This window comes from Pseudomonas sp. BF-B-30 (assembly GCF_019956305.1).
Lineage (GTDB): Bacteria > Pseudomonadota > Gammaproteobacteria > Pseudomonadales > Pseudomonadaceae > Aquipseudomonas > Aquipseudomonas jessenii.
The window spans coordinates 1-16,309 of the sequence record NZ_JAHBDG010000057.1; the positions used below are offsets into that span (position 1 = coordinate 1).

Annotated in this window: 16 protein-coding genes; 9 read left to right on the top strand and 7 right to left on the bottom strand. The window is 61.2% G+C overall.

What is annotated here, in order from left to right:
- Nucleotides 1-237 (top strand): hypothetical protein (locus KGB29_RS24310; protein WP_223509025.1); only part of this gene is annotated, 237 nt, incomplete at its 5' end.
- Between the two features lie 423 nt (nt 238-660).
- On the opposite strand, the gene KGB29_RS24315 is transcribed toward KGB29_RS24310, so the two are convergent.
- On the bottom strand, nt 661-897 hold the full coding sequence (locus KGB29_RS24315) for a hypothetical protein (protein WP_218543905.1): 237 nt from the start codon (nt 895-897) through the stop codon (nt 661-663).
- Between the two features lie 780 nt (nt 898-1,677).
- A complete protein-coding gene (locus tag KGB29_RS24320) occupies nt 1,678-2,595 on the bottom strand; it encodes a LysR family transcriptional regulator (protein WP_057715510.1) in 918 nt (305 codons plus the stop codon).
- A 160-nt stretch (nt 2,596-2,755) separates the two neighbouring features.
- Here KGB29_RS24320 and KGB29_RS24325 point away from each other — a divergent pair, with 160 nt between their 5' ends.
- A complete protein-coding gene (locus tag KGB29_RS24325; RefSeq protein WP_150814708.1) occupies nt 2,756-3,217 on the top strand; it encodes a helix-turn-helix domain-containing protein in 462 nt (153 codons plus the stop codon).
- A gap of 36 nt (nt 3,218-3,253) precedes the next feature.
- Here the strand turns inward: KGB29_RS24325 and KGB29_RS24330 are convergent, their stop codons facing one another.
- Nucleotides 3,254-4,078 (bottom strand): alpha/beta fold hydrolase, encoded by an 825-nt coding sequence (locus KGB29_RS24330; RefSeq protein ID WP_150814709.1) that lies wholly within the window; start codon nt 4,076-4,078, stop codon nt 3,254-3,256.
- Between the two features lie 44 nt (nt 4,079-4,122).
- Nucleotides 4,123-4,689, bottom strand: coding sequence for a flavodoxin family protein (locus KGB29_RS24335; protein WP_150814710.1), 567 nt, complete (start codon nt 4,687-4,689; stop codon nt 4,123-4,125).
- Nucleotides 4,690-5,057: 368 nt separating this feature from the next.
- Here KGB29_RS24335 and KGB29_RS24340 point away from each other — a divergent pair, with 368 nt between their 5' ends.
- Entirely contained in the window at nt 5,058-7,862 is a 2,805-nt protein-coding gene (locus tag KGB29_RS24340) for an ATP-binding protein (RefSeq protein ID WP_150814711.1), read from the top strand.
- Here KGB29_RS24340 and KGB29_RS24345 read toward each other — a convergent pair.
- On the bottom strand, nt 7,827-9,311 hold the full coding sequence (locus KGB29_RS24345) for an ATP-binding protein (protein WP_150814712.1): 1,485 nt from the start codon (nt 9,309-9,311) through the stop codon (nt 7,827-7,829). The two genes, KGB29_RS24340 and KGB29_RS24345, sit on opposite strands and share 36 nt — an antisense overlap.
- Before the next feature lie 151 nt (nt 9,312-9,462).
- Nucleotides 9,463-10,413 carry a GlxA family transcriptional regulator gene (locus tag KGB29_RS24350; RefSeq protein WP_150814713.1) on the bottom strand — a complete coding sequence of 317 codons (951 nt, stop codon included), beginning with the start codon at nt 10,411-10,413 and terminating at the stop codon, nt 9,463-9,465.
- A gap of 317 nt (nt 10,414-10,730) precedes the next feature.
- On the opposite strand from KGB29_RS24350, the gene KGB29_RS24355 reads away from it, so the two are divergent.
- Entirely contained in the window at nt 10,731-11,453 is a 723-nt protein-coding gene (locus KGB29_RS24355; protein WP_150814714.1) for a pirin family protein, read from the top strand.
- A 117-nt stretch (nt 11,454-11,570) separates the two neighbouring features.
- Here KGB29_RS24355 and KGB29_RS24365 read toward each other — a convergent pair whose 3' ends face one another.
- The gene (locus KGB29_RS24365) at nt 11,571-12,632 is read right to left on the bottom strand and encodes an AraC family transcriptional regulator (protein WP_150814715.1); all 1,062 of its coding nucleotides are present in this window, start codon (nt 12,630-12,632) and stop codon (nt 11,571-11,573) included.
- Between the two features lie 163 nt (nt 12,633-12,795).
- Between KGB29_RS24365 and KGB29_RS24370 the strand changes: the two genes are divergently transcribed.
- From KGB29_RS24370 to KGB29_RS24390, 5 genes are all read left to right on the top strand, one after another.
- Nucleotides 12,796-13,647: a 3-hydroxybutyryl-CoA dehydrogenase gene (locus KGB29_RS24370; RefSeq protein WP_057715519.1), complete on the top strand. Its 852-nt coding sequence runs from the start codon at nt 12,796-12,798 to the stop codon at nt 13,645-13,647.
- The gene (locus KGB29_RS24375) at nt 13,634-14,293 is read left to right on the top strand and encodes a TetR/AcrR family transcriptional regulator (RefSeq protein WP_150814716.1); all 660 of its coding nucleotides are present in this window, start codon (nt 13,634-13,636) and stop codon (nt 14,291-14,293) included. The genes KGB29_RS24370 and KGB29_RS24375 overlap by 14 nt, the downstream gene beginning before the upstream one ends.
- Nucleotides 14,294-14,382: 89 nt before the next feature.
- The gene (locus KGB29_RS24380; protein ID WP_150814717.1) at nt 14,383-14,796 is read left to right on the top strand and encodes a VOC family protein; all 414 of its coding nucleotides are present in this window, start codon (nt 14,383-14,385) and stop codon (nt 14,794-14,796) included.
- Nucleotides 14,797-14,934: 138 nt separating this feature from the next.
- Nucleotides 14,935-15,363 carry a hypothetical protein gene (locus KGB29_RS24385; protein WP_150814718.1) on the top strand — a complete coding sequence of 143 codons (429 nt, stop codon included), beginning with the start codon at nt 14,935-14,937 and terminating at the stop codon, nt 15,361-15,363.
- Nucleotides 15,364-15,411: 48 nt separating this feature from the next.
- The gene (locus tag KGB29_RS24390) at nt 15,412-16,164 is read left to right on the top strand and encodes a hypothetical protein (RefSeq protein WP_223473825.1); all 753 of its coding nucleotides are present in this window, start codon (nt 15,412-15,414) and stop codon (nt 16,162-16,164) included.
- Nucleotides 16,165-16,309: the final 145 nt, after the last annotated feature.

A 16,309-nucleotide genomic window follows, 5' to 3' on the forward strand; every position in this document is an offset into this window, starting at 1 on the left:
GCTTTCGGGGGATTGGGGGTGGGTTTGAACATGGTCAAGCTCCTTGATCAATGGAGCCGCCACAAGTCGCTGCTAAACGAATTGGGTGGCGGCTGTACGCGGGTTAGCAGACCAGGGATCAAGGAACCCGGCGCACCGAAGTGCCCCACGCACAGCCACCAAATTGCAGATCGGACTGATCTGAAGGTGACACTGGCGAGCCTTGAAATTTACCGAGCTGCTAAACCCGATCGCTGAATGGGCAGCGACGTGGAGAACGATAGAGATCAGGGCCAAGACTCACAAGCCGGCGGATTCTGGCGTAGTTGTAGGCAACGACGCAAGGCGGTGTGGCTTTCAGGAATAGAGGCTGACGGCTTTTAAACAGGGCTTTCAGAACACTGCACATTCCCTGTGGGAGCGAGCTTGCTCGCGATGGCGGCATTACATCCGGCATTGGTGTTGACTGATACACCGCTATCGCGAGCAAGCTCACTCCTACAGTGGATCAGCGTATGTCTGTGAGAGATTGGTCGGCTGTCAGGCCGCCTTCGCGGGCAAGCCCGCTCCCACAGGTGCTGAGTACATCTGCAAGTGATTGGGCGGCTGGCAGGTCGCCTTCGCGAGCAAGCTCGCTCCCACAATTTGATCGGTGTACATCTGCAAGTAATTGGGCGGCTGTCAGGCCGCCTTCGCGGGCAAGCCCGCTCCCACAATTTGATCGGTGTACATCTGCAAGTAATTGGGCGGCTGGCAGGCCGCCTTCGCGAGCAAGCTCGCTCCCACAATTTGATCGGTGTACATCTGCAAGTAATTGGGCGGCTGGCAGGCCGCCTTCGCGAGCAAGCTCGCTCCCACAATTTGATCGGTGTACATCAGCAAGAAATTGATTGGCTGGCAGGCCGCCTTCGCGGGCAAGCCCGCTCCCACAGGTGCTGAGTACATCTGCAAGTAATTGGGCGGCTGTCAGGTCGCCTTCGCGAGCAAGCCCGCTCCCACAGGTGCTGAGTACATCTGCAAGTAATTGGGCGGCTGTCAGGTCGCCTTCGCGGGCAAGCCCGCTCCCACAGGTGCTGAGTACATCTGCAAGTGATTGGGCGGCTGTCAGGTCGCCTTCGCGAGCAAGCTCGCTCCCACAATTTGATCGGTGTGCATCAGCAAGTGATTGGTCGGCTGGCAGGCCGCCTTCGCGAGCAGGCTCGCTCCTACAGTTGGGCTGGGTACACTCGAAAGAAATTGGTCGGCTGGCAGGCCACCATCGCGAGCAAGCTCGCTCCCACAGAAGAGCAAAAAGCAGAGCATCCCGCACCACCGCGTCGCTTCTCACCACTCATCAGGCCGAGCGTTAGCTCGCCTGCAGCTTTTGATCTTGATCCACCCGCCCCCTCGGCAGGCTGAGCGGAGGTGTTTATCCGGGGATTGGCGCGTAGCGCCGTTCGACGCAGTCGAACTCATTGCATGTAGGTCGAAGCGAAGCCGACCGGAGGGCAATGCCCCCGGATGAATACCGGAGCGAAGGAACCCCGAGCCTTAGCGAGGGGCCGTACGTAAGGGGCGAGACCTTTTGGTTCCTTTTGGGGCGTTTGCCAAAAGGGACTCGCCGTAAGGGCGAAACCGCCAGCCGCCGTTACCGAAGTAACGGATATGTACTCAATCAACCAAGAACCTGGTCGGCCCAGAGGCCGCCAAGGTCAACACCTATGAAACATCCAAAGCCACAGACATGAACTGACCGATCCGCGACCGCAACCACCGCTCCGCCGGATCATTGTCATGCACCCCGCTCCAGGCCATCGACAACTGCGCCGCCTCAATCTCGAACGGCGGATCCTCAGCGCGCAAGCCACAGCCCTCGACCAACGCACACGCCGCATAATCCGGCACAGTGGCAATCATCTCGGTCCCGGCGAGCAACGCCCGCAATCCACTGAACTGCGGCACCCCCAGCACCACACGACGACTACGCCCGACCTTCGCCAGATCCAGGTCGATGTTGCCACTCAGGTCGCCGGAAAAAGACACCATCGCATGGGGCCGCTCGCAGTACTCATCCAGGGTCAGCGTCCCCGGCCGGGTGTCGCCGCGCAGCACTTTGCAGGGGATATCGCGCAGCTTCTTGCGCTTGGCATTGGCCGGCAGATCCGTGGTGTAGCTCACGCCCACCGAAATTTCCCCCGACGCCAACAGCGCTGGCATCAACAGGTAATTGGCTCGCCGCACGACCACGACGATGCCCGGTGCTTCCTCTTGCAACTGACGCAGCAACGGTGGAAACAAACCGAACTCGGCATCGTCCGACAACCCGATGCGAAACACATCGCAACTGGTCGCAGGATCGAATTCCTTGGCCCGGCTGACCGCACCGGAGATGGTGTCCATCGCTGGCTGCAATTCCTTGAGAATCGCCAATGCGCGCGCCGTCGGTTCCATGCCGCGTCCGTTGCGCAGCAGCAACGGATCGTCGAACAGATCGCGCAAACGCCCCAGCGCGGCGCTCACCGCCGGTTGGCCCATGAACAGTTTTTCCGCGACTCGGGTCAGGTTCTTTTCGAACATCAGGGCCTCGAAAATCACCAGCAGGTTCATGTCGACGCGACGCAGATCGTTACGGTTCATAGGCACGGGTTCCTTATGTGTGTTCGGCCGGGCGCGAGGATGAGAATTGTGTCTGACTTTACCCAAGACTTCCCGCGGTGAGCGAGAAATTAACAACGATTAACTCGTAAGCCAGAGCCTTCGGGTCCAAGAATGAAGCCTACCGACACGGACATTCGCCATGGCTCACGTTCAGCAAAATGCCGCCCCCGCGTCATTCACGCCGGTGCCAAAGAAAAACACCGGCGGCCTCAGCCCGCAGCGCGAAAAGCTGGTCAAACAACTGATCCTCGAACGCTTGGGCGACAGCCTGGAAGTCACCGAACTGGCGCAGGCCTGCGCCCTGTCGCGCAGTCACTTCTCCCGCGCGTTCAAGTGCAGCACCGGCCTCTCGCCACAGGACTGGATTCGCCAGCAGCGCATTGCCCTGGCCAAGCAATTGATCCAGCACACCAACCTCAGCCTCACGCAGATCAGCCTCGAATGCGGCTTCTGCGATCAGGCGCACTTCTGCCACATCTTCACCCGCAGCGAAGGCATCAATCCGTTTGCCTGGCGCTGTCAGTTTGTCCGCGGCATCGTCCACAATGGCAAAAGATCGCAGCCTTCGGCAGCGCCTACGGGTATGCACGTTACCGTGTAGGCGCTGGCGAAACCTGCGATCCCTTGATCCGGCTTTTTAACCTTTCAAGAACGCCAACAGGTCAGCGTTGAGCTGATCCTTATGGGTGTCCGTCAAACCGTGAGGGGCGCCCGGGTAAATCTTCAGGGTCGAGCCCTTTACCAGTTTGGCGCAGGAGACGCCCGCCGCTTCATACGGCACGACCTGATCCGCGTCGCCATGCACCACCAGCGTCGGCACGTCGAACTTCTGCAGGTCTTCGGTGAAGTCGGTTTCCGAGAACGCCTTGATGCAGTCATAGGCGTTCTTGTGGCCGGCCATCATGCCCTGCATCCAGAACCAGTCGATCATGCCCTGGGACGGTTTCGCGTCAGGCTTGTTGAAGCCGAAGAACGGGCCGCTGGCGAGGTCGATGTACAGCTGCGAGCGATCGACCAGCGAGGCCTGGCGGATGCCGTCGAACACTTCCAGCGGCAGGCCGCCGGGGTTGGCTTCGGTCTTGAGCATCAGCGGTGGCACCGCGGAAATCAGCCCGGCCTTGGCCACGCGGCCGGTGCCGTGGCGACCGATGTAACGCGCCACCTCGCCACCGCCGGTGGAGAAGCCGAACAGCACGGCGTTTTGCAGGTCGAGCAGCTCGATCAACTGTGCCAGATCGTCGGCGTAATGGTCCATGTCATTGCCCGACCACGGCTGGCTGGAACGCCCATGACCGCGACGGTCGTGGGCGATGACCCGATAGCCCTTGGAGGCCAGGAAGATCATCTGCGATTCCCAGCTGTCGGCGTTCAGTGGCCAGCCGTGACTGAAGACAATCGGCTGACCGGTGCCCCAGTCCTTGTAGTAAATCTCGACGCCATCGCGGGTAGTGAAAGTGCTCATGGGTGATGCCTCCTTAACGAGGGTTGGGGGGTGAATCAAACGGGTCAGTGGCGCAGGCGATCGGCCAGACGCGCCACCCGCTCGCCCAGGTGCGCGGCGGTGCAGCGATCCTCGGGCGGAGGGGCATCGTCAGGGGATTGCTCGACATTCGACTGGGCCATGGCGCCCAGTGAGCTACCCAGACGATTGAGTTGGCCGTTGAACGCGCCGGTGCTGGAGCGTGCCGGCAGCAGGTCGAGGCCGACCCAGATCATCGAGTGCTGGGCGGCGAACACCGTCATTTGCAGCAAGGTGTTGAGCTTGTCGCCGCACAGGCTGCCGGAGTTGGTGAAGCCCGCCGCGAGTTTGTCGCGCCAGGGCTGGGTCAGGTAGAACGCCGCCGTGGCCTCCATGAACGCCTTGAAGGCCGCCGAGGCGCTGCCCATGTAGGTCGGCGCGCCGAAAATGATGGCGTCGGCGTAGTGCAGCCGCTCCCAGTGCTCGTCTACCTCTTCGACCGGGATCAACTGGCAGGTGCTGCCAAGGTGCCGTTCCACGCCACCGGCCACGGCTTCGGCCATGACCCGGGTGTGCCCGTAGCCACTGTGATAGACCACCACCACGTTGCTCATTGGTTTGTCCTTGAGAGGGGTTGAAATCCCTTGTAGGAGCGAGCTTGCTCGCGATGGAGTATCAGTCGACACCCATGTGGCTGACACACCATCGCGAGCAAGCTCGCTCCTACAGGGAAGAGAGTTTTGAGTGCAGACCGGACGCAGGACGAGTTAAACGTTGTTAATTTTCCATGGCGCGCAAAAAGCCCCGGCTATCGCTGTCCATCTGTCGCGCCCAATGATCATCGGGCTGACGCCCCTTGACCGATACGCTAGAGTCAACACCCGCACCCGACAGTCACCCGGGCAGCGCATTGCGCTGGCTAAAAAACTTGAGGAATATGCTCGAAAACCGCGTACCAGACGGATGCAGCAGGAGCGACTCGTTGACCCTTTCCCCCGAACAGGCTGTGCATTTCGGCCCCTACCGGGTCTACCCCGGACAACGCCTGGTGATGGAGGCCGACCAGCCTTTGCGCCTGGGGCGGCGCGCCATGGACATCCTGTTGATCCTGCTTGAGCACGCCGGCAACGTGGTCAGCAAGCAGCAACTGATCGCCCGGGTCTGGCCCAACACCGTGGTCGAAGACATCAACCTGCGGGTGCACATGGCCGCGTTGCGCAAGGCGCTCGGCGACGGACAGGCCGGCCAGCGCTACATCGTCACCGTGGCCCAGCGCGGGTACAGCTTCGTCGCACCGCACTCACTGGAGCAGGCCGAGCAACCGCCAGCACCCGAGGCTTGCGCACCGAGCCGGCATAACCTGCCGGTGCGCCGTACGCGAATGATCGGCCGGCAGACCCTGGTCGACAAGCTGGTGGTGCAACTGCCACGCCAGCGCTTCATCACCCTCGTCGGTCCCGGCGGCATCGGCAAGACCACCGTGGCCTTGCGGGTCGCCGAACAAATGATCGGTCGCTACCGGGACGGCATTCGCCTGCTGGACCTGGCCCCGATCAACTGCCCGCTGATGATCGACGGTCATCTGGCGACGTTGCTCGAACTGGCCCTGCACGACGACGCCCCCCTGAACGGTCTTGCCGACTGTCTGCGTGACAGGCAAATGCTGTTGGTCATCGACAACTGCGAGCACCTGGTCGACGCCATCGCCCATCTTTGCGAAACCATTCTGCGCAGTGCGCCGCACGTGCATATTCTCGCCACCAGCCGCGAAAGCCTGCGGGCCGAAGGCGAATTCGTCCAGCGCCTGGAATCACTCGACTGCCCGCCGCCCATCGCCGTCCTCGACTGCGCCCAGGCGATGACCTTTTCCGCCCTGCAACTGTTTGTCGAGCGGGCCATGGCCAGCCATGACAGCTTTGAACTGACGGACGATGAACTGCCGCTGTTGATCGACATCTGCCACCGACTGGACGGCATCCCACTGGCCATCGAACTGGCGGCGGCGCAAGTGGGCAACTTCGGATTGCCCGGCTTGTTGACGCAGTTGCAAAGCAACTTCCGGGTGTTGACCCAGCCCAGCCAGACGCCCCCGGCACGCCATCAGACCCTGCGCGCGACACTGGACTGGAGCTTCGAGCTACTCAGCGCCTGCGAAAAGACCTGCCTGCGCCGACTGAGTGTGTTTCGCGGCGGTTTCACCCTGGAGTCCGCAGCGGCGGTGATTGTCGGCGAACACATCGAACCCCGCGAGGTGTTCGGCTCGATCACCCAACTGGTCGCCAAGTCCCTGTTGAACGTGGAGGTGGGCGACGAGGATGTTTACTACCGCCTGCTCGATACCACCCGCAGCTATGCCCTGGAAAAACTTGCGCAAACCACCGACCTGCCCGGGACGCGGGAGCGGCATGCCGAGCGTTGCCTGGCAACGATGCAACAGGCGCAGGACGACTGGGAGAAAACGTCCACCGGCTTGTGGCTCGAACGCTATGGCCGGGCCCTGGAGGACATCCGTGCAGCCCTCGATTGGGGTTTGCACGGGCAAGGGCCGCAGGCACTGGCGATACGCCTGGCCGCGACGTCCACGCCGCTGTGGCAGGAGTTGTCACTGCTCAAGGAACACGGCGGTTATGTGCGCAAGGCGCTGGCCTTGCTCGAGCAGTCTGCCGAGCCTTGCCCGCGCTTGCAGATGGCCCTCAAGCTGGCTTTGGGCAGTGCCTGTTATCACGTTCAAGGAGGTAGCAGCGAAACCGTTGGCGCCTTCGTCAGCGCCAGAGCCCTGGCCAGCCAACTCAACGATGTGGCCGGTCAGTTGCGGGCGATTTCCGGGCACCTGGCGGTCAATCTCAGCTGCGGCCAATACCAGATGGCCCTGGAACAGAGTCGGCAATTCGATCACCTGGGGCTGCAAGACGACGCCCAGATGTCCCTGAGCATGCATCGATTGCGGGTGCTCGCCCTGCACTTCTCCGGCAACCAGCATCAGGCTGGGGAGCATGCCGAACAAGTGCTGCAACGCATGGCCCACAGCGGTCATCTCAACCGTTTCACCCATGGCTTTGGCGTGCAATACGACCAGAGTGTCGCGGCGCTGACCCTCCACGCGCGCATCCTCTGGCTGCAAGGCCAGCCGGAACAGGCCTGGCGCACTGCCCGCCAGGCGCTGGACACCGCATTGCAGATCAACCACGGCACATCGATCTGCTACACCCTGGCGCTCGCCGGCTGCCTGATCGCCCACTACAACGGCGATACCCGCAGCGCCCGCGAACTCCTGCGCCTGCTGCTGCAACAAGCGCGGAAGCACTCGGTCCTGCTGTTCCATGACTGGGCGCAACACTATGCGCGGGTGATCGGCGGTACCGATGTTCAGCCAATCGGCCGACAAAGCGTCGGTTTGATCAAGGACATCATGGTCACGCTGGATTCAACCTGTGTCGACGATGATTTGCTCGAACGTGCGCAAAGCGGTGTTTCGGACTGGAGCACGGCAGAGATACTGCGGGCCAGGGCCAGGACGTTGCTGGCAACCGATTGCCCGCTCCAGACCGCGACGGCCGAAACCATGCTGCTCAAGGCACTCAACGTGGCAAAGGCCCAGGGTGCCCTGGCCTGGGAGCTGCGCAGCGCCACCTCACTGGCGCAGTTGTGGCAGCGTCAGGGCGATCCCCAACGGGCGCATCAATTGCTGGCCCCGATCTACCAGCGCTACACCGAAGGTTTCGCCACGCCAGACTTGATGACCGTTCGCCGGCTACTCGACGAGTTGCAATGCGACCTGCCCGCCTGAAGGCCAGCGCGCTTGACTGACGTAACCGGCATAACGCATTTCAAGGGCGCGCAACTCACCACTGAGTTCGAGTTTTTCCAGCGCGTAGGTGCGGGTGGTGTTGAGGAAGCGGTAGCGGGCCACTTCCCTCCCCTGCTCCAGGGTCAGTAGCGACTTGAGGGCCAGACTTTCCATCACCTTGATCAGGTCGGCGGCGGGCAGCCTGTCGCAGCAGATCACGCCGATCGCTGCGTCCCGGGTGAAGGCCATTTTGAACACTGCCAGGCGCTGCAACACGGTTTGCTCCGCGGCTGTCAAACGTTCGTAGCTCCAGTCCAGCGCCGCCTTGAGCGTCTGGTGCCGCGGCACGGCCGTGCGGCGGCCCTGGGACAGCAATTGAAAACAGTTATCGAGTTGCGCTTGCAACCCCACCAGCGCCAGCGCATCGATTTGCGCCGCCGCCAATTCAATCGCCAGCGGCAGGCCGTCGAGGCGCCGGCAGATTTCCCGTACGGTCTTGAGGTCTTGTTCGCGCAGGGTGAACCCTTGCTGACGAGCCCGGGCACGGCTGACGAATAGCTGCACCGCCGAATAGCCCATGACCTCGTCAACACTGCGCAGCGCTGACACCGGCGGCACCGCCAGCGGTGGCAGACGCAATACGGTTTCGCCCGCCGCCTGGAGCGGCTCGCGGCTGGTGGCGAGGATCGACAGACGAGGCAGCGAAGCCAGCAGCGTTTCGATCAACGTCTGGCAGCGTTCGAGCAGGTGTTCGCAGTTGTCCAGGACCAACAAGGCATGCCGCTGCGCCAGCGCCTCCAGCGTGGTGCCGACCTCCAGCCCAAGGGTTCGTGTGAGGTGGTCGGTCACTTGCGCCGGGGCATCGATCGCCGCCAGGTCCACCAGCCACACGCCGTGCCGATAGTGCTGCAACAACAGTTCGGCCACGCGCAGCGCCACGGTGGTCTTGCCGATCCCGCAAGGCCCGACCAGGGTCATGAATCGGCGCACCGGCAACTGCCGCACCAGGCTGCCGACAACCGCATCGCGCCCGGTGATCGGCGTGAGCCGCGCCGGCAAGTTGTGCAGGGGCTTTTTTACGGTCTCGCTCGGGAACGATACGGGCTGCGGCGAATGCTGTACCGGGGCGACAAAACTGTAGCCGCGCTGGGGAACGTTGACGATGTAGCACTGGCCGTTCTGGCCGTCGCCCAGGGCTCGGCGCAGGGCGGCAATGTGTACCCGCAGGTTGATCTCTTCGACCACGGAGCGCGGCCAGACCTGCGCAATCAACTCTTCCTTGCTGACCACCGAGCCTGCGTGCTCGACCAGCACCTGCAACACGTCAAGGGCGCGGCCGCCCAGGCGCAGCGGTCGATCGCCCTCCAGCACCAGTCGCTGACTGAGGTGGAAAGCGTAGGGCCCGAATTGCAGCACCGCTTCGCTGTTTATATCTCTGAGACTGTTCATGGGCTGTCACTCGCTGCAAGCCTGGCTTCCAGCCCAGGCTCTGCACCGTCCTTGCAATGAGTTCAGCGCTATCTTGGCAGGCCTCGGTGACGGTACAACTGCCGCGGGGGGAGCGTCACGGCCATTGCGGTGCGCACGACGGACATACGCGCTAGCTGAACTGCTCGCGGTATTGGGTTGGAGTCAGGCCGAGCTTTTCACTGAACAGAAAACGCATGTGCCGCACGCTGCCGAAGCCGCTTTTGAAGGCCACGGTCTTGAGTGGCAACTCGGTGGTTTCCAGCAGGTTCCTGGCGCAATCGATACGCGCGCTTTGCAGAAACTCCATTGGCGTCATGTTCACATCCCGGGCAAACACCCTGGCGAAATGACGCGGGCTCATGTTGGCCAGACCGGCCATGGACTCGATGCTGTAGGTTTCATCGAGATGTTCAAGCACATGGTTCTGCACCCGGGTAATCGCCGTTTCGTGAGGGGCCACCGCCGCCATCAACGGGCTGAACTGCGCTTGCCCGCCCTGGCGCTTCATCACCACCAGCAGCACCTTGGCCACGTCCTGGGCGACTTTTTTTCCATGGTCCTGGGCGACCACCGACAAGGCCAGGTCGATCCCGGCGGTGACGCCACCGGAAGTGATCAGGTTGCGGTCCTGAACGAAGATCTGATCGGTCTCGACGGTCGCCTTCGGAAAGCCCTTGATCAGCCGCTCGGTGTAGTGCCAGTGGGTGGTGACGCGATAGCCGTCGAGCAAACCCGCATGCCCCAACACGAACGCCCCGGTGCAGATCGAGCCATAACCGGCGGACCGGCTGACGTTGTGCCTGAGCCAGTCGAGCAATGGCGGATGCTTTTCGTTGTAGGCACCGGGACCACCGGGCACCAGCAGCAAATCAAAACCCTCGCAGGCCTGATCAATGTGCCGGTCGGCGTGCACGCTCACCCCGTTGGACGCCCGCAGTGCGCCGGGCTCGGTGCCGATGGTCGTCAGCACATAGTGATCTTCGGGTTTCAGATAACGATTGGCGATGGAAAACACTTCCATGGGCCCGGCCATGTCGAGCAGGAGAAAGTCGGGAAACAGCACCATTGCCACGGTTTTCATGGATTGGAATTCACTGGGATCTATAGGGTTGGCACACCGAACCTTGTGGGAGCGGGCTTGCTCGCGAAAGCAGTGTGTCATCCACCATCAAGTAACCTGACACTACGCCTTCGCGAGCAAGCCCGCTCCCACAAAAGTCGTGCTGTGCATTATGACCAGACACAAGCCAAAGTCGGAAAAGAATAACTGATTCGCGCCCGAATACTGTCAACCTGACAGAGACAGTATTTCAATTTCAACCTACTTATTGCATCAACCAGTAACCATTAACCTTCTCCTCACTCGGACGAATTCACGTCCCCAAAGGAGATTTCATCATGCTGACTCTTCGCAAAGCCTCGGATCGTGGCCTGGCCAATCACGGCTGGTTGAAGTCGTTCCATACCTTTTCCTTCGCCAGCTATCGCAACCCGAAAGAGCAGGGTTTTTCCGACCTGTTGGTGATCAACGACGACCGCGTCGCCGCCGGCAAAGGCTTCGGCCAGCACCCGCACCGCGACATGGAGATTTTCTCCTATGTGCTTGAAGGTGCCCTGGAACACAAGGACACCCTGGGCACAGGTTCCGTGATCCGCCCCGGCGACGTGCAACTGATGAGCGCAGGCAGCGGTGTGGCCCACAGTGAATTCAACCACTCCGGAACCCGGCCGGTGCACTTTCTGCAGATATGGATCGTGCCCGACGTCAGCGGCGCCAAACCGCGCTATCAGCAAGAGCATTTCAGCACCCAGAAGAAACGCGGGCGCCTGCAACTGATCATCTCGCCGGACGGCGCCAAGGGTTCGCTGAAGGTGCGTCAGGATGCACGGGTGTACGCTGGCCTGATCGACGGCAAGGAAAGCGCAACCCTGGAGCTCGCCGCCAACCGCTACGCCTATGTGCATGTGGCCCGGGGCAGCGTTGAGCTCAACGGTGTGTTGTTGCAGGAAGGCGACGGTGTGCGGGTTCGCGAAGAACAGGTGCTGACCTTGAACAATGGCGTGGATGCAGAAGTATTGGTCTTCGATCTGCGGCCACAGGAACTGCCGGAAATGCCATGACAGATCCCTGTGGGAGCGGGCTTGCTCGCGAAAGCGCTGTGTCATTCAACAGAGATGTCGACTGGCACTCCGCCTTCGCGAGCAAGCCCGCTCCCACAGGTTGTGTGGCCCCCGGATTTATTCGCAGGTCCCGGCGCCCCCTGCGACAAAGGTAGCGATCTCTGCGCCCTGCTCCCCCTGATAACGGGCCCGATAGCGCCCGGGGCTTTCCCCGGTCCACTTCTTGAACGCCCGGTGGAAGGCGCTGGGTTCCTGGAAACCCAGTTGTTCAGCGATATCGCTGATGCTCGCGTCGCTCTGACGCAATTGCTCAAAGGCCACGCCACGGCGGACTTCGTCCTTGATCTCTTGGTAGGAACAGCCTTCACGCTCCAGTTTGCGGCGGAAGGTGCTGGGGCTCAGGTGCTGTTCCAGGGCAAAGGCCTGCAACGTCGGCCACTGACTGTAATGACTGCCGCGCAAGCGCTGATGAACCTGGGATGCCAGGCCATGCTGGTTGCGGAAGCGGATCACCAGCCATTGCGGCGCGGTACGCAGAAACACTTTCAGCGACGCCAGGTCCTGAACCACGGGCAGGCGCAAGTAGTGGCTGGCAAATTCGATTTCGGTGCGCTCGGCACCGAAGGTCAGGTTGGGGCCCCACAGCAGGCGGTCGTCACCCAGCGACAGGCGCGAATGGCGGAAGTCCGCACGGTCAATGGGAATGCGCCGCCCGCCCAGCCAGCACAGCAGACTGATCATCAACACCAGGAAAGTTTCTTCACCAAACCGGCTGGCATCGTTGTCCGTCGAACGAGTGTCGAGGCTGATGACCGCACGCTTGCCACGCACGGCCAGAGAGCCGCGAAAGTCGCGCAGGAACAAGCCGAAGTTGGCCAGGCATTGACGCATGGCCTTGTGCAGATCGGGCTCCTGAATCAAGGCACGGCAAATCAGGGCGAAACTGCCCGGCGGCATGCCATGGGAATCGAGCCCGAAAAACTCATCGTCGAGCTCGCGGATCTGGATCAGCCACAACGCCGCAAACGCATTGGCCGGCACCCGCGCCGTGGGTTGGTGCATGACCGCCGGATCAATGCCCGCCTGTTCGAGCACGGCCGTCACGCGCTGCGGATCATCGCGCAGCCCATGGATCATTGCCTGCACGAAATAGGCGGCAACCGAGTCCTTTTCCCGCATTGGTTCGCTTCTCTCTCATCACCCGAATGGCAAAAAACATCAGTGCCGTTGAACAGTTTTGGCATAGGACAACCGCCCTGCCGGCTCTAGACTCGCGGCAATAGTACGCCTTCGGCCGCAATCGCGGCCAAGGTATCGCAGGGTTTGATCGAAGGATGGGAAGATGAATCTGCAAAACATCGGGGTGATCGGTGCGGGCACCATGGGCAACGGCATCGCACAAGTCTGCGCCATGGCCGGTTTCAACGTGACCTTGCTCGACATTTCCGAAAGCGCTTTGCAAAAAGCCGTCGCAACGGTCGGCAAAAACCTGGACCGGCAGATCGCCAAGGAAACCCTGACGCCGGAGCAGAAACAGGCCGCTCTCGACAAAATCCGCACCAGCACCGACTACAGCAGCCTGCAAAATGCGCAGCTGGTCATTGAAGCTGCGACGGAAAATCTCGACCTGAAACTGCGTGTGCTGCAACAGATTGCCGCGCAAGTCAGCAGCGAATGCGTCATTGCCTCCAATACCTCGTCGCTGTCGATCACCCAACTCGCCGCCAGTGTCAGCCAGCCTGAACGCTTCATCGGCCTGCATTTCTTCAACCCGGTGCCGGTGATGGGCCTGATCGAAGTCATCCGTGGCCTGCAAACCAGTGACGCGACCCACCAACTGGCACTGGACATGGCGACCACCCTCGGCAAAACCGCGATCACTGCCGGTAATCGCCCGGGCTTCGTGGTCAACCGGATCCTGGTGCCGATGATCAACGAAGCAATCCTGGTGTTCCAGGAAGGCCTGGCCAGCGCCGAAGACATCGACGCCGGTATGCGCCTGGGCTGCAACCAGCCTATCGGCCCGTTGGCCCTGGCGGACCTGATTGGCCTGGACACCCTGTTGTCGATCCTCGAAGCCTTCTATGACGGTTTCAACGACAGCAAATATCGCCCGGCGCCGTTGCTCAAGGAAATGGTCGCCGCCGGTTACCTGGGACGTAAAACGGGGCGCGGCTTCCATGCCTATGCCTGAGCGTTGCTCGCGCTTTGCCGAGTACCGGGACAAGGTCCTGGAGCTGTTTGCCTGCAAGGGGTTCGGCCAGGTCGGCATGCGTGAGCTCGCGACGTGCCTGGGGCTCTCCCCAGGCTCGCTGTATCACCATTACCCCAGCAAACAGCATCTGCTGCTCGACCTGATCGAGGAGTTCTACGAGGAGCTGCTGGCCACCCTGGGACGTATCCAGCAAAAGGCCCCGGGCAAGCGCGACAAACTCAACAGCCTGATCCGCGCCCATCTGAATCTGCATCGGGAGATGCCCTGGCATTTCCGCCTGGTGGAGCGCGACAGCGGTTGCCTGAACGAAGAGCAACAGGATCGGGTCCGGCAATTGCGCGAGCAATACGAACGCACGTTGCTGAGGATGCTGGGCGCCAAGTCCCGTTTCAGCGAGCAAGGCCTGCTGGCCGCCGGGCATGCCATTGGCGCCCTGCTCAACAGTGCTCCCAGCTGGCTGACGCCACATGTGCTGGACGAGCAGGAACGTGATGAGCTGCTCGAGAGCATGGTCAGCGGCGCCATCGAACGCGTGCTTGCGCCACGGCGTGTGCCGGAGGCAATAAGCCTGGCGCGTCCTATTGAAAAAACATCTAAAGAAACACAAGCTTCGACGAAGATTTAGCGCTTTGCTTGTCGGCTCGACACAATCGGAATTCGCCGAAAAAACCGGCGTCCAAACCGATGTATGTACTCGAGCACCTGGAGCCGACCATGAAAATCAATCCCTACCTTATCTTCAACGGCGACTGCAAAGCTGCCTTCACGTTCTACGCGCAGTGCCTGCAAGGCCAGATCGAAGCCATGATGACCTTCGGCGAAACGCCTGCCGGTGAGCATGTCCCCACGGATCTGCACAACCTGATCATCCATACCCGCCTGATCGTGGGCGACCAGGCGATCATGGGGTCGGACACCACTCCGGATCGTCCCGTCCAGGGCATGAGTGGTTGCTCGATCTCACTCAACGTCGACAGCATTGCCGAGGCTGAACGGGTCTTCAAAGCACTTGCGGACGGTGGATCTGTGCAAATGCCACTGGAAACCACGTTCTGGGCAGCACGCTTCGGCATGCTGGTCGACCGTTTTGGTGTGTCGTGGATGGTCAATTGCGAAAAGGATCAGTGAAAGGCCTTGGTCGATCGAGAGTATTGAAGGCACAAAAAAGCCCGACCTGAAAAGGTTGGGCTTTCTGGCAACTCCCGGCCTGTCTGCTACCGTCAACTAGCCATACGGATAGCAGCGAACCTGAGGAGGATACCCACTATGCCGGCCCACGACGCGTCCTGGTCCACCCGTTGCAAGCTCTTGCTACTGGCCGGTGGAATGATCGCCAGCCTGCTGACCCTCAATGGTTGCGCCACTGTCGATGCCCAGACCACCGCCTATGTCGGTGTAGAACATCCGGCACCGACATCGCCGGACCAGGTTGTCGTGTTGCGCTCGGAGCCTCTGCGCCCACATGTGCGTCTGGGTGAAGTGTTGATCGACGCCAGCATCGACCCTGCCCCGCCGATTACCGAAGTCGAACAGAAGCTGCGGGAAGAGTCCGCCAAACTCGGTGGCGACGCCGTGGTGGTCGTCTATGACCACATTCAGGCGGTGGGTGCCTATGCCAGCGGGCCGCTGTGGGCACGCGACGTGAGGACCATCGAGGGACGCAAGCTCAAAGGTATCGTGATCAAGTACCAGTAGATATCTCCCCCTGGAGGACAGCGTCAACGGAGGTTGAATTTGAATGACGTGGTGATCGCCCTCATCGTTTTCGCGTGCCTGTCCGCCAGCGCACTGATGGGCTCGTACGTGAGGGAGCGATTACCGAGCCATCATCTGAGCGATGACTCCGTGGCGGTGGTGAAGCTGGCCACCGGCCTCATTGCAACGATGTCGGCGCTGGTCCTCGGCCTGCTCGTTTCCTCTGCCAAAGGCACCTTCGATACGGCCAATGCCGAACTGGAAGGCGCGGCGGCGAAAGTGGTTCAATTCGACCGTTTGCTGGCCCGCTACGGCCCCGACACCCAGGGCATCCGCACCGAGCTCAAGCACAACTACGCCGAAGTCACCCAGGTGCTCGCGACCCGCGATCACCGTCAGATTGAAAAACTCGATAGCCCAGAAGTGATCCGTCGCTCCGAAGGCCTGCAACGCCAGGTCGAGTCACTGACGCCCGGCAACGATGATCAGCGCGCGCTCAAAGCCAAGGCATTGCAAGACATGGACACCGTGTTTGCCGCCCGCTGGCTGACCCTGCTGCAGGCCAATCAATCGATTCCACCGGTGATGCTGGTGATCCTGGTGACGTGGCTGGGGATTATCTTCGGTTCGTTTGGCCTGTTTGCACCCTGCAACGGCACCATTGTCGCCGTATTGCTGATGTGTGCCCTGTCGACGGGGGCAACCATCCTGCTGGTAGAGGAACTCAATCGACCGCTTGATGGTTTTATTTGTGTGTCGCTGGATCCCTTGGAGCACACGCTGGAGCGGTTGGGGCAGTAATTTCATTTCCTGCGGACAAAAACAAAACCCCTACCTGCATACGCAGATAGGGGTTTCGGAATTTAATCTTGACGATGACCTACTCTCACATGGGGAAACCCCACACTACCATCGGCGATGCATCGTTTCACTGCTGAGTTCGGGA

Excerpts from the sequence above, each read along its gene's own strand:
- KGB29_RS24350 (WP_150814713.1), bottom strand. The coding sequence starts at position 10,413 with ATGAAAACCGTGGCAATGGTGCTGTTTCCCGACTTTCTCCTGCTCGAC.
- KGB29_RS24325 (WP_150814708.1), top strand. The coding sequence starts at position 2,756 with ATGGCTCACGTTCAGCAAAATGCCGCCCCCGCGTCATTCACGCCGGTG.
- KGB29_RS24335 (WP_150814710.1), bottom strand. The coding sequence starts at position 4,689 with ATGAGCAACGTGGTGGTGGTCTATCACAGTGGCTACGGGCACACCCGG.
- KGB29_RS24385 (WP_150814718.1), top strand. The coding sequence starts at position 14,935 with ATGCCGGCCCACGACGCGTCCTGGTCCACCCGTTGCAAGCTCTTGCTA.
- KGB29_RS24345 (WP_150814712.1), bottom strand. The coding sequence starts at position 9,311 with ATGAACAGTCTCAGAGATATAAACAGCGAAGCGGTGCTGCAATTCGGG.
- KGB29_RS24355 (WP_150814714.1), top strand. The coding sequence starts at position 10,731 with ATGCTGACTCTTCGCAAAGCCTCGGATCGTGGCCTGGCCAATCACGGC.
- KGB29_RS24375 (WP_150814716.1), top strand. The coding sequence starts at position 13,634 with ATGCCTATGCCTGAGCGTTGCTCGCGCTTTGCCGAGTACCGGGACAAG.
- KGB29_RS24370 (WP_057715519.1), top strand. The coding sequence starts at position 12,796 with ATGAATCTGCAAAACATCGGGGTGATCGGTGCGGGCACCATGGGCAAC.
- KGB29_RS24365 (WP_150814715.1), bottom strand. The coding sequence starts at position 12,632 with ATGCGGGAAAAGGACTCGGTTGCCGCCTATTTCGTGCAGGCAATGATC.
- KGB29_RS24380 (WP_150814717.1), top strand. The coding sequence starts at position 14,383 with ATGAAAATCAATCCCTACCTTATCTTCAACGGCGACTGCAAAGCTGCC.
- KGB29_RS24330 (WP_150814709.1), bottom strand. The coding sequence starts at position 4,078 with ATGAGCACTTTCACTACCCGCGATGGCGTCGAGATTTACTACAAGGAC.
- KGB29_RS24320 (WP_057715510.1), bottom strand. The coding sequence starts at position 2,595 with ATGAACCGTAACGATCTGCGTCGCGTCGACATGAACCTGCTGGTGATT.